The organism is Microvirga sp. P5_D2 (assembly GCF_054049475.1).
The window spans coordinates 19,468-45,172 of record NZ_JBFUMH010000016.1 but is presented as its reverse complement, the minus strand read 5'-3'; the positions used below and the strand labels follow the sequence as shown (position 1 = coordinate 45,172).

At 60.4% G+C, this 25,705-nt stretch carries 24 protein-coding genes; 14 read left to right on the top strand and 10 right to left on the bottom strand.

All coding sequences use genetic code 11. The annotated features are described in order from the left end of the window. The first annotated feature begins 18 nt into the window (after positions 1 to 18). The 4 genes from ACXJKO_RS07725 (at position 19) to ACXJKO_RS07710 (ending at position 3,308) form a co-directional block, all read left to right on the top strand. Positions 19 to 618: a hypothetical protein gene (locus tag ACXJKO_RS07725; protein WP_457090503.1), complete on the top strand. Its 600-nt coding sequence runs from the start codon at positions 19 to 21 to the stop codon at positions 616 to 618. Positions 619 to 709: 91 nt separating this feature from the next. Next, positions 710 to 1,870, top strand: a complete 1,161-nt coding sequence (locus ACXJKO_RS07720; RefSeq protein WP_457090502.1) for an SMP-30/gluconolactonase/LRE family protein — start codon at positions 710 to 712, stop codon at positions 1,868 to 1,870. A 29-nt stretch (positions 1,871 to 1,899) separates the two neighbouring features. After that, complete coding sequence (locus tag ACXJKO_RS07715; RefSeq protein ID WP_457090501.1) at positions 1,900 to 3,051, top strand: potassium channel family protein; 1,152 nt, start codon at positions 1,900 to 1,902, stop codon at positions 3,049 to 3,051. Positions 3,052 to 3,077: 26 nt separating this feature from the next. Next, positions 3,078 to 3,308, top strand: a complete 231-nt coding sequence (locus tag ACXJKO_RS07710; protein WP_457090500.1) for a hypothetical protein — start codon at positions 3,078 to 3,080, stop codon at positions 3,306 to 3,308. 6 nt (positions 3,309 to 3,314) lie between these two features. On the opposite strand, the gene ACXJKO_RS07705 is transcribed toward ACXJKO_RS07710, so the two are convergent. Further along, positions 3,315 to 4,271: a helix-turn-helix domain-containing protein gene (locus ACXJKO_RS07705; RefSeq protein WP_457090499.1), complete on the bottom strand. Its 957-nt coding sequence runs from the start codon at positions 4,269 to 4,271 to the stop codon at positions 3,315 to 3,317. Between the two features lie 299 nt (positions 4,272 to 4,570). Between ACXJKO_RS07705 and ACXJKO_RS07700 the strand changes: the two genes are divergently transcribed. The 8 genes from ACXJKO_RS07700 (at position 4,571) to ACXJKO_RS07665 (ending at position 13,874) form a co-directional block, all read left to right on the top strand. After that, positions 4,571 to 4,822, top strand: coding sequence for a DUF6894 family protein (locus ACXJKO_RS07700; RefSeq protein ID WP_457090498.1), 252 nt, complete (start codon positions 4,571 to 4,573; stop codon positions 4,820 to 4,822). Between the two features lie 9 nt (positions 4,823 to 4,831). Next, positions 4,832 to 7,273, top strand: coding sequence for a sensor domain-containing protein (locus ACXJKO_RS07695; protein WP_457090497.1), 2,442 nt, complete (start codon positions 4,832 to 4,834; stop codon positions 7,271 to 7,273). Positions 7,274 to 8,009: 736 nt separating this feature from the next. Next, positions 8,010 to 8,357, top strand: a complete 348-nt coding sequence (locus tag ACXJKO_RS07690; protein WP_457090496.1) for a hypothetical protein — start codon at positions 8,010 to 8,012, stop codon at positions 8,355 to 8,357. Further along, on the top strand, positions 8,300 to 9,352 hold the full coding sequence (locus ACXJKO_RS07685; protein WP_457090495.1) for a type III polyketide synthase: 1,053 nt from the start codon (positions 8,300 to 8,302) through the stop codon (positions 9,350 to 9,352). The genes ACXJKO_RS07690 and ACXJKO_RS07685 overlap by 58 nt, the downstream gene beginning before the upstream one ends. After that, positions 9,349 to 9,855, top strand: a complete 507-nt coding sequence (locus tag ACXJKO_RS07680) for an isoprenylcysteine carboxyl methyltransferase family protein (protein WP_457090494.1) — start codon at positions 9,349 to 9,351, stop codon at positions 9,853 to 9,855. The genes ACXJKO_RS07685 and ACXJKO_RS07680 overlap by 4 nt, the downstream gene beginning before the upstream one ends. 4 nt (positions 9,856 to 9,859) lie before the next feature. Beyond that, complete coding sequence (locus ACXJKO_RS07675; protein WP_457090493.1) at positions 9,860 to 11,416, top strand: DHA2 family efflux MFS transporter permease subunit; 1,557 nt, start codon at positions 9,860 to 9,862, stop codon at positions 11,414 to 11,416. A 218-nt stretch (positions 11,417 to 11,634) separates the two neighbouring features. Then, positions 11,635 to 13,035, top strand: coding sequence for an NfeD family protein (locus tag ACXJKO_RS07670; protein ID WP_457090492.1), 1,401 nt, complete (start codon positions 11,635 to 11,637; stop codon positions 13,033 to 13,035). Then, a complete protein-coding gene (locus tag ACXJKO_RS07665; protein WP_457090491.1) occupies positions 13,032 to 13,874 on the top strand; it encodes a slipin family protein in 843 nt (280 codons plus the stop codon). Before ACXJKO_RS07670 ends, ACXJKO_RS07665 begins: the two co-directional genes overlap by 4 nt. Positions 13,875 to 13,977: 103 nt before the next feature. Here ACXJKO_RS07665 and ACXJKO_RS07660 read toward each other — a convergent pair whose 3' ends face one another. From ACXJKO_RS07660 to ACXJKO_RS07645, 4 genes are all read right to left on the bottom strand, one after another. Next, on the bottom strand, positions 13,978 to 14,214 hold the full coding sequence (locus ACXJKO_RS07660) for a hypothetical protein (protein WP_457090490.1): 237 nt from the start codon (positions 14,212 to 14,214) through the stop codon (positions 13,978 to 13,980). A gap of 286 nt (positions 14,215 to 14,500) precedes the next feature. After that, complete coding sequence (locus ACXJKO_RS07655; protein ID WP_457090511.1) at positions 14,501 to 16,030, bottom strand: malonate--CoA ligase; 1,530 nt, start codon at positions 16,028 to 16,030, stop codon at positions 14,501 to 14,503. A 62-nt stretch (positions 16,031 to 16,092) separates the two neighbouring features. Continuing rightward, a complete protein-coding gene (locus ACXJKO_RS07650) occupies positions 16,093 to 17,469 on the bottom strand; it encodes a malonyl-CoA decarboxylase (protein ID WP_457090510.1) in 1,377 nt (458 codons plus the stop codon). A gap of 52 nt (positions 17,470 to 17,521) precedes the next feature. Next, the gene (locus ACXJKO_RS07645; protein ID WP_457090489.1) at positions 17,522 to 18,988 is read right to left on the bottom strand and encodes an SLC13 family permease; all 1,467 of its coding nucleotides are present in this window, start codon (positions 18,986 to 18,988) and stop codon (positions 17,522 to 17,524) included. A 147-nt stretch (positions 18,989 to 19,135) separates the two neighbouring features. Between ACXJKO_RS07645 and ACXJKO_RS07640 the strand changes: the two genes are divergently transcribed. Both ACXJKO_RS07640 and ACXJKO_RS07635 read left to right on the top strand, forming a co-directional pair. Continuing rightward, positions 19,136 to 19,840: a GntR family transcriptional regulator gene (locus ACXJKO_RS07640; RefSeq protein ID WP_457090488.1), complete on the top strand. Its 705-nt coding sequence runs from the start codon at positions 19,136 to 19,138 to the stop codon at positions 19,838 to 19,840. Positions 19,841 to 19,921: 81 nt separating this feature from the next. Beyond that, positions 19,922 to 21,118, top strand: coding sequence for an MFS transporter (locus tag ACXJKO_RS07635; RefSeq protein ID WP_457090487.1), 1,197 nt, complete (start codon positions 19,922 to 19,924; stop codon positions 21,116 to 21,118). 88 nt (positions 21,119 to 21,206) lie between these two features. On the opposite strand, the gene ACXJKO_RS07630 is transcribed toward ACXJKO_RS07635, so the two are convergent. The 5 genes from ACXJKO_RS07630 to ACXJKO_RS07610 all read right to left on the bottom strand — a co-directional run bounded on the left by ACXJKO_RS07630 (position 21,207) and on the right by ACXJKO_RS07610 (position 25,679). Continuing rightward, positions 21,207 to 21,365 carry an AbrB family transcriptional regulator gene (locus tag ACXJKO_RS07630; RefSeq protein ID WP_457090486.1) on the bottom strand — a complete coding sequence of 53 codons (159 nt, stop codon included), beginning with the start codon at positions 21,363 to 21,365 and terminating at the stop codon, positions 21,207 to 21,209. 353 nt (positions 21,366 to 21,718) lie between these two features. After that, positions 21,719 to 22,738 (bottom strand): ABC transporter ATP-binding protein, encoded by a 1,020-nt coding sequence (locus tag ACXJKO_RS07625; protein ID WP_457090485.1) that lies wholly within the window; start codon positions 22,736 to 22,738, stop codon positions 21,719 to 21,721. Continuing rightward, positions 22,731 to 23,783: an ABC transporter ATP-binding protein gene (locus ACXJKO_RS07620; protein ID WP_457090484.1), complete on the bottom strand. Its 1,053-nt coding sequence runs from the start codon at positions 23,781 to 23,783 to the stop codon at positions 22,731 to 22,733. Before ACXJKO_RS07620 ends, ACXJKO_RS07625 begins: the two co-directional genes overlap by 8 nt. Then, positions 23,780 to 24,694 carry an ABC transporter permease gene (locus ACXJKO_RS07615; RefSeq protein WP_457090483.1) on the bottom strand — a complete coding sequence of 305 codons (915 nt, stop codon included), beginning with the start codon at positions 24,692 to 24,694 and terminating at the stop codon, positions 23,780 to 23,782. Before ACXJKO_RS07615 ends, ACXJKO_RS07620 begins: the two co-directional genes overlap by 4 nt. 43 nt (positions 24,695 to 24,737) lie before the next feature. Further along, positions 24,738 to 25,679, bottom strand: a complete 942-nt coding sequence (locus ACXJKO_RS07610; RefSeq protein WP_457090482.1) for an ABC transporter permease — start codon at positions 25,677 to 25,679, stop codon at positions 24,738 to 24,740. Positions 25,680 to 25,705 lie beyond the last annotated feature (26 nt).

The window sequence follows — 25,705 nt, the reverse complement described above, 5'->3', positions numbered from 1 at the left end:
AGACCTGGGAGAGAAAACATGACTTACTACATCTCGAACATCGCCCGGTCCAAGGGCGACCCGAAGGTTCTCCACTCCGGTCCCAGCTCGCTGGGGGCCGCTGACCGCATGGCCAAAGCGTTGGGTTGGTACAGCATCGGTCTGGGCGTAGCGGAGCTGGTCGCGCCGGAGCGCTTCACCCGGGCGCTTGGCATGGAGGGCAAGGAAGCCCTTGTGCGGGCCTATGGCGTCCGCGAACTCGGGCACGGCATCGTCTCGCTCTCCCCCGACAAGCACCTTGGATTGTGGAGCCGGGTGGCTGGAGACGGGCTCGACATCGCCACCCTGATGACGGCCATGCGGCATGACAATCCGAAGCGCGACAATGTTGGGATTGCTCTTGCGGTGGTGCTGGGGGTGACGTTGCTCGACATCATTGGTGCGCAGGGGGTCACGGCCCGCCACAGCCGCCCCCGTGGCCGGCCACGCTCCTACAGGAATCGGGCAGGCTTCCCGCAGGGTGTCCAGGCGGCGCGAGGCGCTGCCAAGGACTTCCAGGTGCCGCCGGACATGCGGGCCGCACCTGCCCTTGCAGCGGTGTCCGATCGTGCACCGCAAGAGAGGGCACGTCCTCACTGACTGAGCGACGATACGGCTGCGCTCGAGCGGCGTTCACGCTGTGAAGGGCAGCCGTATCCCACACGATCATTACTATGCGATGGAGGTGAACATGCTCAGGCGCACAACAGTGACCCTGCTTTTCGGAACGCTCCTGGCCACCACATCCATGGCACAGCAGAGTGCAGCACCATCGCAGGGTACAGCGCAACTGCAGCAGGTCGCCAGTTTTGAACACCAAGTGACCGGAGTGACCGTTTCGAAGGATGGACGCGTCTTCGTCAACTTCCCGCGGTGGACGGAGGATGCACCGATCTCGGTTGCCGAGGTGACGCGCGACGGCCAGATCAAACCTTACCCGGATGACGAGTGGAATTCCTGGCGCAATGCCAGGAAGAACCAGATGTCAGCCGGGGATCACTTCGTGTGCGTCCAGAGCGTTGTGGCCGATGCGCATGGCAATCTCTGGGTCGTCGATCCGGCCGCGCCAGCCACGGCACCCGTTGTGCAGGGTGGGCCCAAGCTCGTCAGGATCGACCTGAAGGCGAACAAAGTCGTGCAGGTGATCCGCTTCGACGAGACGGTCGCACCTCAGGGCAGCTACCTGAACGATGTACGGTTTTCGCCGGATGGGCGACATGCCTACCTGACCGATGCCGGGGCCAAGGGTGCTCTCGTTGTTGTGGATCTACAGAACGGCAAGGCTCGACGCGTCCTTGACGGCCACCCGAGCACCCAGCCGGAAAAGGATGTGGTGGTGAAGACGGACGGGCAGGAGTTGCGCCGGCCCGACGGGCGCGGGGTCGAATTTGCCGCCGACAGCATTGCGCTCTCTCCCGATGGGCGCACGCTCTATTGGAAAGCCCTGACCGGCCGGACCCTCTATCGCATCGCGACGGATGCCTTGGAGAACCCGCGTTTGTCTCAGAAGGACCTCGAAGCTCGTGTGGAGCGTGTCGCCGAAGCCGAGCCGACGGACGGTCTTTGGATCGACGGGCGCGGGCGGCTTTATCTGAGCGCGATTGAGCAGGATGCAGTGAAGGTCCGTGAGGGGGATCGCATCACCACCCTCGTACAGGACAAGCGGCTGCGCTGGCCCGATACATTCTCGGAGGGACCCGACGGAACCATCTACGTCACCAGTTCCCGCATCCAGGACATGAGCTGGTTCAAGCCTGAGAGCGGCCCGCGCCTTGAGACGCAGCTGTGGCGCATCGAGCCTGGACAGAACGGGGAGGCAACCGGCTCGGCCGGGCAGCCCCAACGACCCTGACGGATCAGCTTGGATGACAGGAGACTGCCATGATGGGGCGACTGGAGCAGGGCCTTGGAATACTGCTGATCCTGATCATCTTGCTCGATATCTTTCTGACCGTGCTCTACGCCCGGATCGGCACAAGCATCATCGGATCCAGGGTCGGGCGGCTGGTCTGGGCCTCCTTCGTCACAGCCTCAAAGGTTCTTGGCACCAGACAAGGCGCCGTTCTGTCCTTCTGCGGTCCGGTCATCCTCGTGCTGCTGGTTGGGGTCTGGGCTCTCGGGCTGACGCTCGGGGCAGCTTTGATCATGCACTCGGAACTCGGCACGTCCATCCGCGCCACCAATGGCGAGACGCCCACTGACTTCGTCACCGCGATGTATGCCGGGGGGACCAGCATGGCGATTGTCGGGGCGAGCGACTTCACCCCGCACACGAGCCCCACGCGGCTGCTCTTCCTGTTCAACTCGCTGATCGGCATGTCGGTGATGTCGCTGACGCTGACCTACCTGATGCAGGTCTATACAGCGCTCCAGCGGCGCAACGTGCTGGCCATGAATATCCATTTCCTTTCAGGGTGCACAGGCGATGCCGCCGAATTGCTGGCACGTCTCGGACCTGAGGGGCAGTTCAGTGGCGGCTACACGAACCTGTCGGAACTTGGCGTTGAGATGACCCAGGCCAAGGAAGCACACCATTTCTATCCAGTGCTGTTCTATTTCCGCTTCAGCGATCCATACCACTCGGTATCCCGATCCACGCTGGTCGCGTTGGACACGGTGAGCCTGATCAAGAGCGCCCTGGATGATCAGAAGTACCGCTGGCTGAAGGAGGCAGGAGCCGTCACACAGCTATGGGAAGCGTCAATGATGCTGGTCACTACCCTGGAGAACACCTTTCTCCCCCATGGCGCGTCGGACCGGGAGACCCAACCGGACCTGCAGACCCGAGACCGCTGGCGAGCACGCTACCGCGCTGCCCTGCTTCGGCTTCGGCAGGCGGGGATCGAGATCACGGCTGACGGGCAGGCCGGTGCCGAGGCCTACATCTCCTGCCGAATGCAATGGGACCATCACATCACGAACCTTGCACCCTCCATGGCCTACAGCATGGAGGAGATCGATGCTGCAATGAGCGGTTTAGGATCGAAGAACAGCCCGAACGATCCCCGGTCCCGCCTACACGTGGCCGAATAGCAGGAGCTGATCCGACGGAGGCGAGAATGCAGCTCAGCGAGATGGCCTGCGAGATCCTCAAGTTCTTTCGTGAGACACACCGAAAACCCGGCGCTCGCATAACAATGGCAACATTGGATGCGCACTTCGGCACGGATCCTGCTGTCGCCGTGGCTGTGTCCGAATTGACCCATCTCGGGTATGTGACCACGCCCGACGCGTCGACGATCGAACTGACCGACCTTGGCTTCGACGCAATCCATCGTGGCGTTGCATGAACGTCTTCAGTCCTGCTTCGAGCGTCTGCGGAACTCACTTGGGAGAATACCATAGGCTGCCTTGAAGCGGCGGCTGAAATGGGTCATGTCCACGAAGCCCCACGCGGACGCGATCTCGCTGACACTGCGATGAAACTGGAGCGGGTCGTTTAGGGCCCTGTGGCAGCGGTCCAGCCGCCGCGACTGGATGAGCCGGACAATCGAGGTTCCTTCCTGCGCCAGCAGCACGTTCGCGTAACGCACGCTCACCCCGGCGGCGGCGGCAATAGCGTCCGCGTCAAGCGCAGGATCGTTGAGACGAGCTTCGATTGCGGCCTGTACGTGCAACAGAGCGCATGTTCGAGCCGACGAAAGATACGGCCTTGGCCCCTCACGCGTCTTCGCCAGTGAAACGGCCACGAGATCGAGTGTCTGTGTTTTGACCATCTCGGCAGCCGCTCTGCCCAATTGACCTGTATGAGCCGGCAGCATCCCCAGAAATCCCGAGGCGAGGCTATGTTCTGCCTCGGTTGGTTTCATGGAGCGCATGATCATGTCAGCCGTCTTACCAACACGGGCCTCCAGCGCATGCCGATGCACCTTGAGAACCAGCAACTTCGTGCCCCCTGAGAACTTCCCTTCATAGGGTAAATGCGGATCGAGAAGTGTCATGTCGCCTGCTTCCATGACAACCTCGCGGCCAGCCTGCTCCAAGACGAGTTGTCCTGAGATCGAGCGGCAGACAAACAGGTCATCACTCCGCATCTGCGCACAGTGATGCTGTGTGTGAGAAACCCTCATGGGTGAGTTCTCGAACAGAACGAGGCCAAGATCTGCCAGAGCACCGGATTGTATCTCCGCCTGGAATGTGTGCCGGCACTCAGGCTCGGAGGCATGAGCAATCAGATTCTTACATGCAACACTATGCCAGTAATCGAACCGGTCGCGCGGGTGAACCTTGCTCGTCGAGAAAAGCGTTTCCATCGTCTCGATCTCCGCCCCGTGTCGAAATAGCCGAGAACCAGTACCGTCTCAGCCGATCCGTGATAGGTTCCCATAGGTATAGTATCAGGATTATTTCTGCTTTGCGCCGAGGGAAAATTCGGCCAAGCTATTCAGAGTTGTAGCCCATGCGCGTTCTGGATGACCTTGCAAGACTGAAGCCAAGCAAGCCGTTCAAATGCTCCGCAGATTCGGTCGATCTGGCGGGCGATTGCTCCGAGCGAGGCCCGTGTAAATCGGCATGGGCCACCGCAGCACGTCTGGGCTTATAGATCCGTTTGATGTGCTCTCGCTACTACTTCAATCTCACCGATGGAGACCGGATCATCCGTGACCAGGATGGTCTTGAGCTGGCGGACATCGACACAGCCATAATCTATGCCAACAAGGCTATCGAGGAACTGAGGGCTGAGGCCTCGGTATTCTCGGATGAGTGGCAAGGCTGGAGGATGGAAATACACAACTGCTTTGGTGACGTGGTTTCGGTGATCCCATTAGTCGATTTTTCCTTGAGAAAGAAATTCCTGCAATAGTGGAGCGTAATGACCAAGGAAGTTGCAGATCACGGCATTCCTCAGCACTTTTTGAAATTTCTGGAAGCCGCGACGGATTGCGTCCTCATCGTCGACCGGCAGTGGCGGTTCTCCTTTCTAAACAAGCGTGCCGTTGCCGAAATTGCCTGCGGACGCAATCTCTTAGGTGCCAAACTTTGGGAAGTCTTCCCAGAGACCGCGGACTCGGCGCTCGGAACCCATTGTCGTCAAGTCATGAGCGAGGGTTTTCCAGCGACCATCGAAACCTACTATCCACCCCTGTCGACGTGGTGCGAGATTCATGCAGTCCCGGTTGAAAACGGATTGGCTATCTGCTTTTGCAACATCAAGAACCGAAAGCTGGCCGAAGAGAGAGCCTATGAGGGTCATAAGCTCCTGCAAACGGTGATCGACAGCGTCGAGGACTTGGTCTTCGTCACGGACCGTGAGGGCCGCTTCGTCTTCATCAATCAGCATATTGCCGGCGGCACTTCGCTCCTGGGCAAGCGCGTTGAAGACCTCTACTCCCCTGATTTGGCCGAGGGCTACAAGCATGCGGACGAATTTGTCCTCACGACTGGCGAAACGTCCCGAGTTGAGGAGACAATCCTGATCTGCGGGGAGCCTCGCCGGTTCCAGACAGTAAAGGTGCCTTGGCGCAGGGGTGGCGAAATCATTGGCATCATCGGTGTCTCACGCGATCTGACGGAACGGATCCAAGCGGAAGAATCGTTGCACGAAAGCAGGCGCAAGCTCACAGCCCTCATCAACAGTTTGCCCGGTCTCGTCTATGTGGCTCACCCGGATGCGCCTTGGCCCACAACATTGCTCAGTAAGGGCACCGAAGCCCTGACCGGATACCGTATCGCTGATTTCGATGGCGGAACTCTTGATTGGGCTGATATTGTCCATCCGGATGACCTTGAAGAGTTCGAAAGGGTCATATCTCAAGCACGTAAGGACCGAGGCCTCTTCTCAGCAGTGTACCGGATTGTTACACGATCGGGCGATATCCGTTGGGTGCTGGACCGGGGTCAATTCGTCTACAACGAGGCTGGTGAGGCCATTTCCTTGGAGGGGTTCGTTGGCGATCTAACCGAACAGAAGCAGGCGGAGGAACGCTTCCGCTGGGTGGCTCACCACGATGCTCTGACTCAGTTACCCAATAGAGCGCTGTTCAACGAACGGTTTGACGATGCGATTGGGCAGAACGCCAATTCAGGCCGGAATGTTGGCTTGCTGTTCCTCGATGTCGATCACCTCAAGCGTGTGAACGACACACTCGGGCATGGTGCCGGCGACGCTCTCATCGTGGAGATGGCGCGAAGGCTTCAGATATCGGTTCGTAGCGGGGACACGGTCTCTCGCATTGCTGGGGACGAGTTCGCCGTTATTTTGCCCGAGATCGACGGTGAACAGGAACTAAACCGTATCGCCGAAGGCATCATCAGCTGTCTTGAAAAGCCATTTTCCTATGCCGGAAGTATCCTCGATTGTCGCGCTAGTATCGGAGCCAGCCTCTGGCCCGGTCATGGAAGTGCAGCGACTGACCTCTTGAAGCAGGCTGACATGGCGCTCTACGCGGCCAAGTCCGCCGGTCGCGGCAAGGCTATGTTGTTCAAGGCCGAAATGCGCGCTGACGCTCAGCGCAGAGCCTCCATGCTGAACCATGCGCGTATAGCAACCGAGGAGCGCCGGATCGAACCCTTCTACCAGCCCAAGGTGATGCTGGGCACAGGGCAGCTTGCAGGGCTCGAAGCTCTGCTCCGGTGGCGCAACCCTCGCGGTGGTCTAGAACTGCCATCAATGATTCAAGCCGCGTTCGATGATCCACGCTTGGCCATCGTCATGGGTCAGCATATGCAGGAGAGCATCATCAGCGATATGCGCCAGTGGCTGGACGCAGGGCTCGAGTTCGGTCATGTGGCAGTCAATGTCTCGGCAGCCGAATTCCGCAGCGGTCATTTTGCAGAGCACTTGCTAGAGCGGCTCAGATTGGCAGGCATTCCGACTCGCTATCTTGAAGTGGAGGTCACCGAGACGGTGTTTCTGGGCCGGGGAGCTGAATACGTCGAGCAGGCGTTGCGAACGCTCACTACAGAGGGCATCAGGATCGCCTTGGATGACTTCGGCACCGGATACGCCTCCCTTTCACATCTGAAGCAGTTTCCGGTGAACACCATCAAGATAGATCGTTCCTTTGTCCAAGATCTCGCTTCTAGTCCAGCGAACACGGCGATCATATCGTCTGTTCTTACTCTCGGCAGGAACCTTGGTCTTACAACTGTTGCTGAAGGGGTTGAAACGACGGCTCAAGCCCGTTTCTTAGAGGCACACGGGTGTGACCAAGGCCAAGGCCATCTCTTCGGCAGGCCAAATCCGAGTGGCTTTGTTTCCAGTCAGATAGCGTCATGGAAACCCGGAGGTCAGTGCAAGAGGAATTCCCAGTGACACGGTAAAGTAGTACGTAGTGAGAACGCGGGTCACCATGATACCCAAGGAGCGATCCTGAAGCAGAATATGGCGCTGTTTTGGGAAGATGCGGCCAGGCTTCACCGATAAGAGCCTACCAAATCCGCACGTTTGCTGCCAGCGATCAAGACTTGTCATTGCCCGTTACCGGTGTCGACTTCCTGAAGCGGAAAACCAGCTACGGTCACACTGATTGTGGTTCCCGGTCCGGCAACCCTGGACCCCGGCCACTCTCTTGCGGAACCTTGCGCCAGTTGGACACGGCCGCGGCAGAACCCGCCAGGATCAGGCCGGTACATGGAAAGCCGACCAGCTCAACCAGCCTATGGGTTAGAAAGGCCGGCTCAAGGTCACCATCATAGGCGAAGTGGTAAAGATTGTGAGCAAGAGCAAGGAGGATGCCAAGCTTGGCACCAGTGTAGGCAGCCGTGGGAATATCCCACGCCCGTATCTTGCGACCTCTCAAGTGGAGCGACGGTATCCAATCAGTTCTCGGCATTCAGTGACCATTAAGCAGAGTTTCTTCCTAGTTCGACTTTAATGGCTTCGGGTTGAAATGGTTTCGGTGTCGTCTCGACCCCCTGTTCTGGATTCCACAACGCTCTGCGCGATTGCAGCAGCGCCGATGCAATGACGCCTAGATGAGCAGAATGGACACTATGCACGACACCCTCGGATCGAACACGAAGCGCAACTTCCTCGCAGGCGGCGGGAGATGGGCGTCCGCATCCGCGCTCACGACTGGGCCACGACGCCACTCGGCCAACCTGAGGGGTGGTCGCAGGCCCTCAAGACCCTTGTCAGCGTGATGCTCGGCTCCATCCAGCCCATGTTTATCGTCTGGGGACCGGAGCGCATCCTGCTCTACAACAATGGCTATGCCGAGATCCAAGCCCGCCAAGGCGCGCTACTATGCGCGCTGACAAGCGAACCGACACCCGGTATGATTTGCAAGTGCGCTTACTTTGCTTCCTGGGATCATTCCCTGAGGCGCGAGAACGCCCTATGGCACACCGTCCAGCCCTCCTGTCGCTCGCGACCGCCGTTCCGCCCCATATCCTGACCCAGAAGGATATCGCAACGGCTGCGCGCCAGGTTTTCGGCGATCAGTTCGGCGATTTTGATAAGGTCGAGCAGGTTTTTCAAACGGCCGGGGTCGTTCAGCGATATGCCGCGCGACCGCTCGAATGGTACCTGGAGCCGCATGGCTGGCCCGATCGAACGGAGGTCTACCTGCAGTGCGCGGCCGATCTGTTCGAGGAGGCAGCCCGTAAGGCCCTGGCCGCCGCCGGATTGGACGGCTCCGATGTCGATATGGTCATCACCGCCTCCTCCACCGGGATCGCGACGCCCAGCCTCGACGCGTATCTGCTGGATCGCCTCGGCTTTCGTGAGGATGTGGCGCGCATTCCTCTCTTCGGTCTCGGCTGCGCCGGAGGCGTGACCGGGCTGGCGCTCGCCACGCGCCTCGCAGCAGCGTCTCCCGGAGCCATCGTTTTGTTCGTGACGGTCGAGTTGTCGACCCTGGCCGTCAGGCCCGACAAGCTGACTGCCGCCAACGTGGTGTCTACGGCCCTGTTCGCCGATGGCGCGGCAGCCCTCGTCATCCGGGCAGGAGACGGCGGCTTCGCCACGGCACAAGGCTCCGGCGAGCATACCTGGCACGATACGCTCGACATCATGGGGTGGGACATCGACCCGGACGGGTTCGGCGTTGTCCTTGCGCGGGCGCTGCCGCCCTTTGCCGAGATCCATCTCGGACCTGCCGTTGCGGGAATTCTGGACCGGCTCGGGATTCCGCCATCGTCCATCGACCGGTTCGTGTGCCATCCCGGAGGGCCGAAAATCATTGCGGCGCTCGAACATGTGCTCCATCTCGACCAGGGCACCCTCGACCATGAGCGGGATGTCCTCGCCACGCATGGCAACATGTCCGCCCCGACGGTCCTGTTTGTGCTGGAGAGGGTTCTCCGCGCGGGTCTGCCCCAGCGCTGCCTCCTGATCGCCATGGGGCCGGGCTTCACCGCATCCTGTCTTGCCCTAGAACGTCGCTCATGAGCGCCGGCCTCGCTCTCCTGATCCTGGTCACGCTGCAAAGGATTGGCGAGCTGGCCTGGGCGCGGCGCAACACGCGACGGCTCAAAGCGCGTGGGGCCATCGAGATCGCGGCGGGACACTATGGGCTGATCGTCCTCGTGCACGCAGCTTGGCTCCTCGGCCTCTGGGGCCTCGCCTGGGACCGGCCCCYGGCGCTCGGATGGGCCGCGGCGTACGTCGTCCTTCAGGCGGCCCGTCTCTGGGTCCTGGCATCCCTTGGGGAGCGCTGGACGACGCGCATCATCGTCTTGCCAAAGGCGCCGCTGGTCCGCACCGGCCCCTATCGGTTCATGAATCATCCCAACTATATCGTCGTCGCCGCAGAGGTCGCCGTTCTGCCCCTTGCCTTCGGGCTGGCCTGGTATGCCCTTCTATTTTCCGTCCTGAACGCCACCGTGCTGACGATCCGAATTCGTGCTGAGTCGCGGGCGCTCCAGGAATTCTGTCAGCCTCAGATCGTATAGAGCGATGACGGCATTGAGCGAGCCGAACGAACGCGTTTCCCTCCGAGCCTGGGTCGGTTTCTGCGCCATGGGTCTCGGCATGTTCATGGCGATCCTCGACATCCAGGTGGTAGCCACGTCCCTGCCGGAAATTCGGTCCGCCCTCGGCATTCCGCCAGATCAAATGAGCTGGGTTCAGACTGCCTATCTCATTGCCGAGGTGATCTCGATCCCCCTGACAGGCTGGCTGACCCGGATGCTCACGATGCGCGGCTTGTTCACGACCGCCATCGCCGTCTTCACGATGTCTTCGATCGGTTGCGCCGCCAGCACGGGCTTTGCTTCGCTGACCCTGTGGCGGGTGCTGCAGGGCTTCGCGGGCGGAACCTTAATCCCTTCGGTGTTCGCAGCGGTCTTCCTGCTCTTTCCGAAGAAGGACGAGCAGGTGGCGATCACCATTGCGGGCGTGCTCGCCGTTCTCGCGCCGACATTGGGGCCCATCGTCGGCGGCTGGATCACCCAGACCTATTCCTGGCATTGGCTCTTCCTGATCAACGTCGTTCCGGGGCTCGCCGCTGGCATCGCCGGATTCTTTTTCCTGCCGCGGGAGCACTCAAATCTCAGCTTGGCGCGGGCATTCGATTGGACCGCCCTGCTCTGTGTCGGCCTGTCTCTTGCCACCTTGGAAATTGGATTGAAGGAAGCTCCCCAGCGGGGTTGGCTGTCGCCAGGGATCCTCACGATCTTCGTCCTGTGCGTTGCTTCGGGGAGCCTGTTCGTCCGTCGCACGTTGCGAGCACTAACACCCATCGTGGACCTCGCGGCTCTAAGCGATCGGCGCCTTGCCGTCGGATGCATATTGAGTTTCCTCACCGGTATCGGACTATACGGTTCGGTCTATCTCATGCCGGTCTTTCTCTCCTTCGTACGCGGCCACGGGTCGCTGCGGATCGGAGAGATCATGCTGGTCACTGGCGTCGCGCAGCTCTTGAGTGCTCCGCTCGTTATCCGGGCGGAGCGCAGGATCGATGCGGTCACTCTCACGGTTGTCGGGTTCGTCCTCTTCGGACTTGGCCTCGGCCTGAGCGCCTCCCAGCCTCGCGACGCCGATTTCCACGAGATGTTCTGGCCACAGGCGATCCGCGGCGTCGCGATCATGCTCTGCCTTCTCCCCCCGACCCGCGTGGCGCTGGGCCACCTTCCGCCTGAGCGCGTGCACGATGCGAGCAGCCTGTTCAATCTCATGCGTAACCTTGGCGGCGCTGTCGGTCTTGCCTTGATCGACACGGTGATCTGGACCCGAGCCCCCGAACATTCTCAGATGTTGCTCGCCCGCCTAATGGCAGGCGACCTTGATGCCGCCCGCACCATAGGCATACCCGAATCCTTTCTATCCGGGTCATTGCCGTCTCCCGACAACCCCTTGGTCCGGTCCTATGTCCAGCCTTTGCTCGAGAGGGCGGGCCTCGCCGCGGCAACGAACGAAGCCTGGGCGATGGTCGCCTCCCTGGTTCTTCTGGGCCCAATCTTTCTTATTCTCTCAGGTCTCGGCAGACGCCCTGCCACTACCGATAGACCATAGCTCGGCGTGCGCAGACAATGTGTTTCGCTCCGGAAGAACGAGCTTGCTGCTCGGAATCTCATCTGACCGGGAGCCCGTCTGGGTCAGGCCATTACAGAGGACGTACAATATCTGCTCTATAGGAATGCCCCTCCGTATCGCTTGATGGCCCGTCAGACCGATCGGTGCTATAATTCGCTGAAGGGGCTCAAGGACCTCACCATCCGGGAGATTGGYGCGTGTGCCTGGAACGTCTGATGCGAATGCTGGCGGCTGTCCTCGTGCTGACGGCCTGGGTCCCGGTGAGCGCTTCGGACACTCCCCCCAATACGGGCGCGGACCGGTACGTGACCTCAATCTCGGTCACCGGGGCCATTGGCCCTGCAACCGCCAAATACGTCAGGGACACCCTTCTCACTGCCAGTCCGCAAAAAGTCGAGGCCGTCGTCCTGCGCCTGAACACCCCAGGAGGATTGGCGACAAGCATGCGTGAGATCATCGCGGACGTGCTGGCCTCGCCGGTACCGGTCATAGGCTTCGTGGCACCCGCTGGAGCGCATGCGGCAAGCGCCGGCACCTACATTCTCTATGCCACCCATGTGGCCGCCATGGCGCCCGGCACCAATCTCGGAGCTGCGACGCCGGTGCAGATCGGCGGCCTACCCGGACTCCCCTCCCCGGAGCGGCCAAAGGACAAGGACGGTGCTGACCGCGCGGGCTCGGATACCAAGGATGCGATGACCGCGAAGATGACCAATGATGCGGTCGCTTTCATTCGCAGCCTCGCCGAGCTTCGGCACCGGAATGCAGACTGGGCGGAAGAGGCTGTGCGAGAGGCGGCCAGCCTCTCGTCTCAGGCGGCATTGGACAAGGGCGTGATCGACCTTGTGGCCCAGACACCCGAAGAACTCCTCGCCCGCATTGATGGCCGCGAGGTGCAGGTGCTGGGCAAGCGCCGGCATCTCGCCACCGCCGGCCTCCCGATCCGCCCGGAGGAACCAAGTTGGCTCATCCGGGTGCTTGCGACGATCACCGATCCGAATGTCGCCTTTCTCCTTATGATCGTCGGTCTGTACGGCCTGATCTTCGAATTCAGCAATCCCGGGACGGTCGCGCCCGGCGTCATCGGCGCCATATGCCTCGTCCTTGGCCTGTATGCCCTGAACATGTTGCCGGTCGATTATACCGGCCTTGCGCTGATGCTGCTCGGCCTTGCCTTCCTGGTCGCGGAGGCCTTCAACCCGACCATGGTTCTGGGGCTGGGCGGTCTTGTGGCTTTCCTGTTTGGGGCCATGATGCTGATCGACACCGATGCACCCGAGTTCCAACTCTCCTGGACAGTCATTGGGGGAGCACTTGCGACCAGCATCGGGCTCCTCACACTGACGCTCGGATATGTCTGGCGAGCGCGCCACCAACCCGTCCGCACCGGTACCCCCGCCATGCTCGGGCAACCTGCGGAGGTGCTCGACTGGACAGGCCAGGAGGGTCATGTGTTTGCCCTTGGAGAGCGCTGGCAGGCCCGAGCCTCCCAGCCTCTTACCCCGGGCGAGCATGTCCAGATCGCCGGGATCGAGGGTCTGATGCTCAAGGTGTGCCGCAGGCCGGAAGTGGCGATGGGTTCGGAGGGACAGCCATGATCTTCGATTATGTTGCCTATCTGGTCCTGGTCCTGCTCATCGTGGGCTTTCTGGCTGCGGCCATCCGCGTACTCCGGGAATACGAGCGTGGGGTTGTGTTCACCCTCGGCCGCTTCACAGGCGTGAAGGGTCCCGGGCTGATCGTCCTCGTTCCCTTCGTGCAGCAGATGGTACGTGTCGATCTGCGGGTCATTGTGCAAGACGTGCCGCCCCAAGACGTCATTTCGCGCGATAACGTCTCGGTGAAGGTCAATGCCGTGATTTACTTCCGGATCGTCGATCCCGAACGGGCCATCATCAAGGTCGAGAACTACATGGCCGCGACCAGCCAACTGGCGCAGACTACGCTGCGCTCCGTGCTGGGCAAACACGAGCTCGACGAGATGCTGGCCGAGCGCGACCGGCTCAATGCCGACATTCAGCAGATCCTCGACCAGCAGACGGATGCGTGGGGCATTAAGGTGGCAAATGTCGAGATCAAGCATATCGACCTCAACGAGAATATGATCCGCGCCATTGCCAAGCAGGCTGAAGCGGAGCGTCTGCGGCGCGCGAAGGTGATCAATGCTGAGGGCGAGCAACAGGCGGCGGAGAAACTCGTGGAGGCGGGACACCTGCTCGCGGCCGAGCCGCGCGCCATGCAACTCCGTTATTTCGCGGCCCTGCACGATATCGCTAGCGAGCGCTCATCAACCATTGTCTTCCCCCTGCCCGTTGACCTTTTGTCTCAGCTTGGGAGCGTCCTCGGAACGCAGAGCACAGCCTCCTCCAACGCATCCGGTTCACAGGACAGCACTCGCGGATCGGAGGTGGCCAGCCTTGGGGCGAAGCGCAGTTGACGATTCCTGCTAGCGGACTCAACTCCCCGGCTAAACGTCAGCTCAGGGTCAGCAGTCGCTGATCAGGATTCGCCTGCCATTCTTACGCAATGGGGGGCTTCCATCAGCGATGGAATACCCAGCCCTTGAGTTGACGGTCAGTTTCCCCATCAGGCGTGCTGTCGGGACGCTGGAGATATCCACTGACAAGGAGCTCCGCCTGCTGCAGGCGTGCTGCTATCAAAGGTGTCCAAAAGCCGTAGCTTCTGTTGCGACGGGACAGAGCTTTCTGCCGCGCGAGCTTAGCTGATTTACGTTGGAGATTGGCCAGCGAATGGCCGAGGAGGGCAATAATCGTCAAGGAACGGACTCCTTCATGGAATTCTGAAGATCCTTGAGCGTTTCCTTCACCTCATATGGGCATTTGCTCTGGTTTTCGAAACAGTGAAGGCTGCATGCTTGGCATGCAGCCAGCACATATACGCATGAATTTTGGCGTGGTGCTCTTGCTTCACCAATCGTCGGGACGCTTACGGCGGTGTGATGGTTTGATGACGCGCCTGGGAATAAGAAGGGGATCGCAACTCTTTGGCTGCAATCCCCTCAACCTTACCGATACAATTTAAAGCATGGACAATGATGAGGCTCTAGGAGGCACGTGCCGGTGCCGTATAGAGATCGGAGAACCGCTCCCGCAGCACGTTCTTTTGTACCTTGCCCATGGTGTTGCGCGGTAGCTCATCGACGAAGACGACACGCTTCGGCAGCTTGAACTTCGCTAGGCGGCCTTCAAGTGCCGCCAGGATCGCCTTCTCGTCGACCATTGCTTCCTTGGAGCGGACCACGACTGCCGTCACTCCCTCACCGAAGTCTTTATGCTGGACGCCAATCACCGCGCTCTCGAACACCCCGGGAATGGCATCGATCTCGTCCTCGATCTCCTTCGGATAGACGTTGAAGCCTCCGGTGATCACCAGATCCTTGCCGCGCCCGAGAATGTGCACATAGCCGCGCTCGTCGATCTTGCCGAGGTCACCTGTGATGAAGAAGCCGTCGGGACGGAACTCGGTCGCGGTCTTCTCCGGCATGCGCCAGTAGCCTTTGAACACATTCGGCCCCTTCACCTCGATCATGCCGATCTCGTTCGTCGTCAACGCCTCGCCGGTATCCGGGTTGGTGATGCGGGCCGACACGCCGGGCAGCGGCAAGCCGACGGCGCCGGGCACCCGGTCACCGTCATAGGGGTTGGAGGTGTTCATGTTCGTCTCGGTCATGCCGTAACGCTCCAGAATGGCGTGTCCGGTGCGGGCGCTCCACTCGCGGTGGGTCTCAGCCAACAAAGGAGCAGAGCCCGACACGAACAGGCGCATGCCGGAGGTCGCCTCCTTGGTAAGACCTGGATGCTGCAACAGGCGCACGTAGAAGGTCGGCACCCCCATCAGAGCTGTAGCGCGCGACATCAGTCCGAGAATCTCGTCGGCATCAAACTTCGGCAGGAAGATCATGGATGCGCCGGAGAACAGGGTGACGTTGCTCGCCACGAAGAGCCCGTGGGTATGGTAGATCGGCAGGGCGTGGATCAGCACGTCGTCAGCCGTGAAGCGCCAGACTTCCTTCAAGGTCAGGGCGTTGGAGACGAGATTGTCGTGGGTCAGCATCGCTCCCTTCGAGCGGCCGGTCGTGCCTGACGTGTAGAGGATCGCTGCGAGGTCATCGCCTACCCTCTGCGCCGTCTCGAACGCATCAGGGGCATTGGCTGCTGCATCCACCAGCGTGCCCTGCCCTTTGGCATCGAGCGTTTCGACCGCGGCTCCGACCTTCGCAGCCAGCTGCTCAATCCCCTCGCGCTTGGCAGGATCGCAGACGATCAGGGAGGGCTCGGCATCGCCGATGAAATACTCCAGCTCCGCCAGCGTGTAGGCTGTGTTGAGCGGAAGGTAGACGCCGCCGGCCCGGACGGTGGCAAGATACAGGACGAGAGCCGGCACAGACTTCTCGACTTGGACAGCGACCCGGTCGCCGGGCTTGACCCCGCGGGTGGTGAGCACATTGGCCAAGCGGCCTGACAGGGCGATCAGGTCGACATAGCTGATCGTCTCATTGGTTGGCGTGGTGATGGCTGTCTTGGTGAAAGCGGCGATCGAGCGTTCGAGCCGGTCGAACAGGTTCGCGTTCATGGCATGGGCTCCGAAGCGAGGGTCGATGATGGACCCGGTCAAAGTGTTTGGGAACGGTGCGGTCATGGAGTGGGCACCAGATCACGCGAGGGCAAATCAGTCCGCAAGGCTTTGCGGACTCCAGGCGAGGCGGCAACCACGCCCTTCTCGGCGAAGGCCTCATGGTTCTTCTCGATCTCGTCGAGAGCGTAGAGGTAGTTGACCATGAGACCATGGGACTGCTTCAGGCCCTTGGCGGAGACATCGCCGAGGAAGTTCAAGCGTTCGAGCCGAGCTCCGTTGCCGAGATGGAACCGGGCCACCGGATCCATGGGACGACCTTTAGGATCCTTGGCCTTCAGGAAGTAGTAGGCTGCAGCCGACAGAAGGACATCGCGAACCTTCTCCGCCTTCTCCGGGTCACTGCTCCAAGATGGTTCATCGAGGACTGTCAACATCTCCTTGGCTTCGGCATCCAGGCAGGCGGATTCTTCCGTCTTGCGCTCGCGTTCCAGCCAGCGAGCAAAGCCTGGGACCGGCGAGAGGGTCACGAAGGTCTTCAGGTTCGGCAGTTCACGCTTGAGGTTCTCCACCACCTGCTTGATCAGGAAGTTGCCGAAGGAGACGCCGCCCAGACCCTTCTGCGTGTTCGAGATCGAGTAGAACACGGCGGTCGTCGCCTCAGTTGCGGCAATCGGGGTGCGACCTAATTCAAGCAGCGGACCGATTGCGCCGGGGATTTCCTTGGTCAGCGCCACCTCGACGAAGATCAGCGGCTCGTCGACGAGTTGTGGGTGGAAGAAACCATAGCAGCGGCGGTCATCCGGCTGGAGGCGGTTGCGCAGGTCATCCCAGTTCTGGATTGCGTGTACCGCTTCGTAGCGGATGATCTTCTCCAGGATGTTGGCAGGCGTGGTCCAGTCGATCGGCCGCAGCACCAGAAACCCCCGATTGAACCAGGATGAGAACAGATGAGTGAAGTCCGCATCGACGCATTTCAGCTCTGGGTGCTTGGGCAGGTACTCGAGCAATTCCTCACGCATCTGCACCAAGGCGGAGGTTCCGCCGGGAGCCAGGTTCAGACGCCGGATCAGTTCCTGTCGTCGAGGTTCTGCTGCGGCATGCAGGCCCTCGAGTGCATCCGTACCCTGATCCTGGCGCACGGCTTCAATCGCAAGCTCGATCCGGCGACGATCGGGTCCGAAGCGATCGGCCAGCGCCTGGAGAAACGAAAGACGATCCGCACCTGGCGCTGCGCTGTAACTCGCCAGCAGAGTTTGCGCGAGCGCTACGCCAGACGCCTCGCCCCTGCGCGAGAGCAACATTTCGCCTACCGTAGGGAGAGCATCTTTTGCGACAATCTCCCGCCCTGCTTTCTGACCGAGCAGGGAGCGCCCCCGCTCGGTCAACGTGTCTATCAAATCGCTCAGGAAGGCAGGCGCCGCCTCCAACCCAGCCATTGATCGAGAGAGCTTCATGTTCATCTCCTTCATCCACACAAGACGATTAGCTTCAAAGCACGACGAACAGAGCCCAAACGACGATCGGTGCGACCACCGTAACGATAGCGCCATAGGCCATGAGCTTGCGGAAGAACGCCTCTCTGTCGACGCCCTGGGCATTGGCCAGGACCAAAGCGCCGTTGGTCGAGAAGGGGCTCACATCAACAATGGTCGACGCCACAGCCATGGCAGCGATGAAGCCAATCGGGCTGACGCCGGTTCCCGATTGCAGGAACGGAACGGCGAGCGGAATGAGAGATCCAAGGACCGCCGTCGAGGAGGCGAAGGCGGAGACGACGGCGCCGATGAAGCACAGAAGGAGTGCAGCCAACATCGGAGACGCTAGACCTGCCACGCTGTCGCCGACGAAGGAGATGGTGCCCATCTTCTCCAGCACGACGACGTATGTGCTGACGCCGGTAATGAGCATGATCTCAGGCCACGACACTTGACCCATGGCGCGCTTCTGGAGATTCGGCGCGATCAGTGAAAGGCCAAGGCCAATTGTGATCGCCACGAAACCGATGTCGAGATTGAAGGCCAGGGTAAGCACCGCCAGCAGAATGAGCCCGCCGAGAGTAAGAACCCGGTACCAGTGCGGACTTTCAGCCGATCTGTCGGTGCCTTCGGCGCCGCTGGCCAGCGGATCGTCGCGCCGGTCGCCCAACATCTTCTCTTCAGTGAGAGCTTCCGACTCGGCATCGCCGTATATCTGGGGACCAGCCTGCGGAACTGCTATGGCGACGTGTGGTACGGCAAAGGCCAGATTTCCAGCCGTGCCTGGAACGGCTGCAGGGGCCACAGACGCCTGTGCCGGCGCGGATGCCGTGGCGCTTGGACTGACCTGAGCCGTTGACACGTCAGCCCTGGCCTTAAGGAGCCTGCGCCCGCCGAGAGCAAAAAAGAGCAGCACGGCAACGGCTAGGTTGACGCCGAAGCTCGCCAGGAAGGTCGTGATCTCACTCAGCGGAAGCCCAGCCTTTGCAACGATCCGGTTGGTGATGCCGCCATAGATGCTGATGGGCGAAAAGCCGCCAGCCTGAGCGCCATGGACGACCATCAGGCCCATGAGCAACGGATTGATGCTGTATTTGAGAGCAAAGCCGAGTGCGATCGGGGCAATGATCGCGACCGCGCCCGGACTTACGGCGCCAACGGACGTCAAAACGGCAGAGATCCCGAACATGATCCAAGGGATCGCGACAATCCGGCCCCGCACGCCCCGGACCGCGAGTCGGACGAGCCAGTCGATGGTGCCGTTGTTCTGGGCAATGGCGAAGAGAAAGGTGATCCCGACCAGGGTCAGGAACAGGCCGCCGGGAAAGCCGGCGATGATGGCGCTGGTTGTTTGACCAGCGACTAGGGTTCCGACCAGGAAGGCACCCACGAAGGCCAGCACCCCCATGTTGATCGGCAGGATCGTGGCGACGACGAACATCGCAACGAGAGCGTATATCGAGATCAGCTGTGGTGACATTGCACCCGCTCCTCTGTTTCCTCCTCTGCGTCGCTTGACGGGCGGCTTTGAGCCGGCTCGTGGGGATTGCGCAGGCGGATCCCTCATTGTTCTTGCATCAAGACTGCCTGCGTTAGAATTACCTGTCAATGCTCTTGTATACAACAAATGGCTTGTAAGATTATACGCGCGTGCTCTAGGATGCTCGTTAGCAGGACATATGATATGAGACGCGCTCAAGCTTTACGGGACGCCCTCGAGCAAGACATTGTAACAGGCAGGTTTCGCCCGGGGGATCGGCTGGACGAGCAGAGCTTGGCTGCTCGCTTCGAGGTTTCACGGACTCCGATCAGGGAGGCCCTGATGCAACTTGCCTCCACCGGACTGGTGGAACTGCAGGCGCGGCGGGGCGCGTTCGTCGCCTCTCTGAGCTTCAAGGACGTCGTCGAGCGGTTCGAGATGATGGCTGCTCTTGAGGGCATGTGCGGAGCGTTGGCGGCCCGACGGATCACCGAGCCCATGCAACGGGAGCTCGAGAAGGCTCACGAGGATTGCGTTCGGGAGGCATCGCAGGAGAATGCCGATGCCTACTACTATGCAAACGAGCGCTTCCACCACGTTATCTACGAGGCCTGCCAGAACGCCTTTCTGGCGGAGCAGGCTCAACAACTTCATGCTCGCCTGAAGCCCTATCGGCGGCTCCAGCTGCGGGCTCGCAGCCGGGTGGCGAATTCACTGGCGGAGCACCAGAGCATTGTTGATGCGATCCGAGCCGGGGACAGCGAGCGGGCCGAGCGCCTCCTCCGGGAGCACATCCTCATACAAGGCGAACGCTTGGCCGACTTCATTGCGAGTTTCGATCGGGCGGCCTAGCCGTCTGATGGACGTTGAAGGATTCGGGCGGGGCCAGGCCACCGCGGAGTATCGCGCACGAAACTGACAAGGATGCGAAGGATGTCTCCTGACCTGCTCTCCCGCCGCACGATCCTCTTTGTCAACATTGCACATGCGCTCGATCACTTCGTGCTTCTGATCTATCCGACGGCCGTAATTGCAATCGCGGCAGAGCAGCTCCTGTCTTACGCCAGCCTCATCGGCCTTTCGACGGGCGCGTTCATCGCCTTTGGTCTCTTCTCACTGCCGATGGGTTGGCTTGCGGATCGCGTCGGACGCCGCAACTTGCTGGGGATCTTCTTCGGTGGGTGCGGGATTGCGTGTTTAGGGCTGTCAACCGCGAACTCTCCGATCATGTTCGGCATCTGGCTCTTCGTGCTCGGGGTGTTCTCCGCAATCTATCATCCGGTCGGCTCGACGATGCTGGTCACTCATACACGCCAACTCGGACGCGATCTCGGGATCAATGGGGTATGGGGTAATCTCGGCGCAGCCTTAGCTTCAGGGGTCACTGCTCTTTTGGCTGCAAGCCTCGGCTGGCGCGCTGCCTTCATTCTTCCCGGGATTGTCTGCCTCGTTGCCGGTAGCGCGTTTGTCAGCCTGGTGCCTGGTGATAGTGACAATCATGGCAAACCCGGCAGCGCTCATACGATCATTCCGGTGACACGTCCGATCACGCTCTTCCTGTTGTTTGCCACGGCGATCGTGGCGGGCGGCATGACCTTCAACATCACGACGATCGCACTTCCCAAGATCATCGACGAGCGTGCCGGTACTGCCTTGCCACTGGTCCTGATCGGATCGTTGGCCACGCTCGTGTTTGTCTTCGGGGCGCTGACGCAGCTGYTTATGGGACGCCTTGTCGACAAGTATACCCTGCCGAGGATCTTCGTCGGACTCTCGATCCTGCAGCCGCTCGGGCTTGGGCTCGCAGCCCTGACGAACGGGACCCCTATGCTTGCTGGCCTTGTACTGGCTATGGCGGGAATTTATGGGCAGGTTGTCGTGAATGATGCAATGGTCGCCCGTTATGTTCCAGCCGAGTATAGAGCCCGGGCATTCAGTGTCCGCTATTTCCTCGGGTTCACAACGAGCGGTCTGGCCGTGCCGCTTATCGCGCTTCTTCACGGGATGAGCGGGTTCACCCTTGTTCTGAGCGCGGCAGCTACTTTCGGGACAGTGATCTTTCTCTGCTCTCTTGGCTTTTTGCTTGCCGCGCAACCTTCATCGGAGCCATCCAGCCTGCCAGCTGAGTGAGACTGCCCCCTGAAACGCGATGAATGATCATCGTGCAAGCCCAGCAGCATGCGCCATGAGCGACCTTCTGGTCAGCGAAGCTAGGTCCCTAATCCTTGTGCAATCCGCGATAGAGCGCCGGTGCCACAGCGACGAGAAAGAGGAACCGGAAGACATGGCAGCAGACCACGAACGCAACTTCGATGCCCATGGCAAAAGCCACGATGGTCATTTCAGCGATCCCACCGAACGGCTTCGATCTCATCATCGACACCGTTCCTAACAAACACGACCTCACGCCGTATCTGCCATTACTGGACGTGGACGGCACGCTGGTGATCGTGGGCCAGAGACGCAGGAACTGCTCGACTTCTGTGCAAACAAAAACATCCTGCCCGAATGCGAGACGATCCGCATGGATGAGATCAATGAAGCCTTCGAGCGCATGGAGCGCAACGATGGTCGCTATCGCTTCTTGATCGACATGGCATCACTCTCTGAATGATCACGTAAAAGGCGATGCGCTGCTGAGCCCAGCAAGGAGAAGCAGCGCATCGGTGTGTCCCCTGCGTACATGAAAGGCCAGAAGAACGACCAACTCTGGCAGAGCGAGCGAGCGCGCTATCCTGTGCTAAGCGACTGCGCAGCGTATATGCTGTCACGAGCCATGACATGGCATGCCGCGAAATGTCCGGGTCGGAACTCCTGAACTTGCGGGATCTCGCGCCGGCACCGATCTTCGGCGAGCGCACATCTTGGATGGAAAGTGCAGCCGGAGGGAGGGGCGATCGGGCTTGGGACCTCGCCGCGCAGAGGCTCGATGGCCCGCCGCCGCCTTGGGTCAGGCAGGGGAATGGCCGCGAGCAAGGCTTGCGTATAGGGATGGACCGGAGCGCGGAAAATATCCGCCGTCTCTCCAATCTCGACGATGCGTCCAAGATACATGACGGCGACGCGGTGACTGATTTGCTGCACGACTGCGAGATCGTGAGCGATGAACACATAGGACAGCCCGTATTCCTGCTGCAGATGATCCAGAAGGTTGACGATCTGCGCTTGCACGGAAACGTCGAGGGCGGAGAGCGGCTCATCGCCGACGATGAGAGACGGCTCGACGGCCAGGGCGCGGGCAATGCCGAGGCGCTGCCGTTGCCCGCCGGAGAATTCATGCGGATAGCGGTGAAGATGGGCGCGGCTTAGTCCAACCTCTTCAAGAAGCGTTGCGATCCGGCTTTCCCGGTCGGCGCCACGGGCAATGCCGAAATTGCGGAGCGGTTCGCCGACGATCTCGCCTGCCGTCATGCGCGGGTTCAGGGAAGCGTAAGGATCCTGAAAGACCATCTGGATCTTGCGCCGATAAGGCTTGAGATGCCGCCGCGAGAGAGAAGCGATATCGATACCCTCGACACGAATTGAGCCTGAGCTGGGACGCACGAGCCGCATGATCGACCGGCCGACGGTGGTCTTCCCGCATCCACTTTCGCCGACGAGCGCAAGCGTTTCTCCGCGCCGAACCTTGAAGGACACGCCATTGACGGCATGCACGTGCTGCCGAGGTTTAAGCAGGCCCTTCTTGATAGGATAGCGCACGATCAGGTCGTCGACCTGCAGGAGAGGAGTCGATGATAAAGATTCAGACAATGGCCTGCTCCACTTCCTGTTCTGATGTCTCCTCCGTGACGGCCCAGCATGCCACCTTGTGGGTTGGGCTGATAGCCTTGGGCAAAGGAACCGATCGGCGGCACTCGTCTATCGCCAGCGTGCATCGTGGCGCAAAGGTGCAACCCGGTGGCCGTGCGCCCACAGGCGGAACGGACCCCGGAATGCCTTCCAGTCTCTGACGCTCACCTCCGGTGGAGAGCTTCGGGATGGAAGCAAGCAGTCCGCGCGTGTAAGGATGGCGCGGGTTTTCAAACAGCTCGAAGACGGAGGCGTCTTCCACGACACGTCCGGCATACATGACGACAACGCGGTCGGCGGTCTGAGCGACGACGGCCAGATCATGCGTGATTAGTAGGATGGCGGTTCCTATGCGGCGTTTGAGATCCACCATCAGGGCCAGAATCTGCGCCTGAATGGTCACATCGAGGGCGGTCGTCGGCTCATCAGCCACGAGAACCTTTGGCCCACATACAAGGGCCATGGCGATCATCGCACGTTGCCGCATGCCTCCGGAGAGTTGATGCGGATACTCGCGGGCACGCCGCTCAGGCTCCGGGATCTCAACCAGCCTTAACATGTCGACCGCACGCTCCCAGGCGGCGGAGCGGCTCAGCCGCTTATGCAGCATGAGAGGCTCGACGATCTGATGGCCGATCGTCAGGACCGGGTTCAAGGCAGTCATCGGCTCCTGAAAGATCATGGCGATGTCATTGCCGCGAATGCCCCGCATGTCCTCTTCGGGCAGTGTCAGGATATCGCGGCCGCTCAAGCGGATCGATCCGCCGATGATCCGTGCGGGTGGACTCGGCGCGAGACGCAGAAGCGACAGGGCGCCGATGGTCTTTCCGCATCCGCTCTCCCCGACGATAGCGAGAGTTTCTCCGGCGCTGAGCGTGTAAGAGAGGCCGTCCAAGACGGGCGCGACGCCATCGACGGTTTCGAACTGGACCTGAAGATCCCTTACTTCGAGGACTGTATCCGGCTGCGGCTCCGGCAAGGACCGTGTAGGAGCTGACGGATTCATGAGCGCGCTTTCATTTGGCGAGCGAGGCGCGGATCGAGCAGATCCCGCAATCCGTCTCCGAGAAGATTGACGGAGAGCACGGTGAGCCCGAGCAGGAGACCTGGATAGAGCAGGATCCAGAAGGCCAGACGAATGTAGTTGCGCGCTTCCGCGATGAGATTGCCCCAGCTTGGAATTTCCGGCGGGGTGCCTGCGCCCAGGAAGCTGAGATAGGCCTCGACGATGATGGCCGAGGCGCAGATGAAGGTTGCCTGCACCGTAAGCGGGGCAGCCGTGTTCGGTAGGATGTGGCGGATCAGGATGCGCCAAACCGGTGTCCCCGTAACGATGGCGGCATCCACATAGGGCTGCTCCCTGATCATGAGAACGATGGATCTGACCAGACGGGCTGTTCGCGGAACCTCCGGGATAACGATGGCGACGATGACGGTCGCGAGGCTCGCTTTTGAAAGCGTCGTCATGGCAATGGCAAGAAGGATGCCCGGTATCGACATCACACCGGTCATGATCAGCATCAGAACATTATCGACAGTGCGGAAATAGCCGCTCACCAAGCCGATCGCGAGGCCGACGAGCGTGGCAGAAATTGCCACGCTGAAACCGACCAGCAGCGAAGCCCGTCCGCCATAGAGGGTCCGGGTAAAAACGTCGCGACCCAGGGCGTCGGTTCCGAGAAGATGCTCACTTGAGGGCGGTTTCAACCGGTTCATGGGGTTCATCTGCAGCGGGTCATGCGATGTCAGCAAGGGAGCGAACAAGGTCAGGACAAGAATGATGCCGAAGAGCGCCGCTCCAAAGGCGATGCGGGGATGGCGCAGCAGCCACCGCCCTACCCTTTTCCGAGAGGAAACGGCCCTCGATGCCGGTGCCGTAATCGGGTCGCTCGTGATCAGGATTTTCGTGCTGCTCATCTTATCGCTTTCGTCCAAACCCATGAAGATGCATTGGCCGGGATCAGTATTTGATCCGCGGGTCGACAAGGCGATACGTGAGGTCGATGAGAAGATTGATGATCACGTAGACGAACGAGAAGAACAGAATAACGCCCTGAATGATGGGATAGTCGCGCCTCAGGATGGCATCGACGGTTAAGCGCCCGATGCCGGGAATCGCGAAGACACTCTCGACCACTACCACGCCGCTGATGAGCAGGATGATGCCGATGCCGATGGTCGTGATGATGGGCACCGCAGCGTTCTTCAAAGCATGAAGGAAGAGAACCTTGCTTGTGCCAAGCCCTTTGGCGCGGGCCGTGCGGATGTAGTCCTGATGCAGGACTTCCAACATGGCGGATCGGCTCATGCGGGCAAGAAGAGAGGCATAAACGAGGCCGAGACTGATAGCAGGCAGGATCATGTGGGAGAGAAAGGGTCCGACGCCGTCCGAGAGAGCGCGATAGCCTTGGACGGGCAGGAGCCGCCATTGGACCGAGAAATTGTAGATGAGAATATAGCCGGTGATAAAGATCGGCATCGAGAAGAACACGATCGCAAGAAACATCAAGGTCCAGTCGACCCAGGTTCCTTCCTTCCAGGCTGCGATGACGCCGGTCGGCACCGCGATGACGATGGCGATCGACAATGTCAGGACAGCGAGCGACACGGTCGGCCCGAGTCGTTGCGCGATCAGTTCTGTAACGGGCCGTCCCGAATATATCGAAGTCCCGAGATCGCCGCTGAGGATCTGGAGCAGCCAGGTGAGAAACTGCTTCGGCAGTGGCTGGTCGAGACCGAGAGACGTTCGAATCCGCTCGATTTCGGCAGCCGTCGCCTGTTCACCTGCAATGATCGTTGCAGGATCTCCCGGCGTCAGATGCAACAGGAGAAAGACGATCGTTGCCACGACGGCCATGACTGGAACAGCCGACAGAATACGGGTGATGGCATAGCCAAGCATGGAAGCATCCTGACCCTCTGGGCGAC

Bases quoted from the DNA above. Each gene is read 5' to 3' on its own strand.
- ACXJKO_RS07725 (WP_457090503.1), top strand. From the start codon at position 19: ATGACTTACTACATCTCGAACATCGCCCGGTCCAAGGGCGACCCGAAG.
- ACXJKO_RS07720 (WP_457090502.1), top strand. From the start codon at position 710: ATGCTCAGGCGCACAACAGTGACCCTGCTTTTCGGAACGCTCCTGGCC.
- ACXJKO_RS07715 (WP_457090501.1), top strand. From the start codon at position 1,900: ATGATGGGGCGACTGGAGCAGGGCCTTGGAATACTGCTGATCCTGATC.
- ACXJKO_RS07710 (WP_457090500.1), top strand. From the start codon at position 3,078: ATGCAGCTCAGCGAGATGGCCTGCGAGATCCTCAAGTTCTTTCGTGAG.
- ACXJKO_RS07705 (WP_457090499.1), bottom strand. From the start codon at position 4,271: ATGGAAACGCTTTTCTCGACGAGCAAGGTTCACCCGCGCGACCGGTTC.
- ACXJKO_RS07700 (WP_457090498.1), top strand. From the start codon at position 4,571: ATGTGCTCTCGCTACTACTTCAATCTCACCGATGGAGACCGGATCATC.
- ACXJKO_RS07695 (WP_457090497.1), top strand. From the start codon at position 4,832: ATGACCAAGGAAGTTGCAGATCACGGCATTCCTCAGCACTTTTTGAAA.
- ACXJKO_RS07690 (WP_457090496.1), top strand. From the start codon at position 8,010: ATGGGCGTCCGCATCCGCGCTCACGACTGGGCCACGACGCCACTCGGC.
- ACXJKO_RS07685 (WP_457090495.1), top strand. From the start codon at position 8,300: ATGGCACACCGTCCAGCCCTCCTGTCGCTCGCGACCGCCGTTCCGCCC.
- ACXJKO_RS07675 (WP_457090493.1), top strand. From the start codon at position 9,860: ATGACGGCATTGAGCGAGCCGAACGAACGCGTTTCCCTCCGAGCCTGG.
- ACXJKO_RS07665 (WP_457090491.1), top strand. From the start codon at position 13,032: ATGATCTTCGATTATGTTGCCTATCTGGTCCTGGTCCTGCTCATCGTG.
- ACXJKO_RS07655 (WP_457090511.1), bottom strand. From the start codon at position 16,030: ATGAACGCGAACCTGTTCGACCGGCTCGAACGCTCGATCGCCGCTTTC.
- ACXJKO_RS07650 (WP_457090510.1), bottom strand. From the start codon at position 17,469: ATGGCTGGGTTGGAGGCGGCGCCTGCCTTCCTGAGCGATTTGATAGAC.
- ACXJKO_RS07645 (WP_457090489.1), bottom strand. From the start codon at position 18,988: ATGTCACCACAGCTGATCTCGATATACGCTCTCGTTGCGATGTTCGTC.
- ACXJKO_RS07640 (WP_457090488.1), top strand. From the start codon at position 19,136: ATGGCTTGTAAGATTATACGCGCGTGCTCTAGGATGCTCGTTAGCAGG.
- ACXJKO_RS07630 (WP_457090486.1), bottom strand. From the start codon at position 21,365: ATGATGAGATCGAAGCCGTTCGGTGGGATCGCTGAAATGACCATCGTG.
- ACXJKO_RS07620 (WP_457090484.1), bottom strand. From the start codon at position 23,783: ATGAATCCGTCAGCTCCTACACGGTCCTTGCCGGAGCCGCAGCCGGAT.
- ACXJKO_RS07615 (WP_457090483.1), bottom strand. From the start codon at position 24,694: ATGAGCAGCACGAAAATCCTGATCACGAGCGACCCGATTACGGCACCG.
- ACXJKO_RS07610 (WP_457090482.1), bottom strand. From the start codon at position 25,679: ATGCTTGGCTATGCCATCACCCGTATTCTGTCGGCTGTTCCAGTCATG.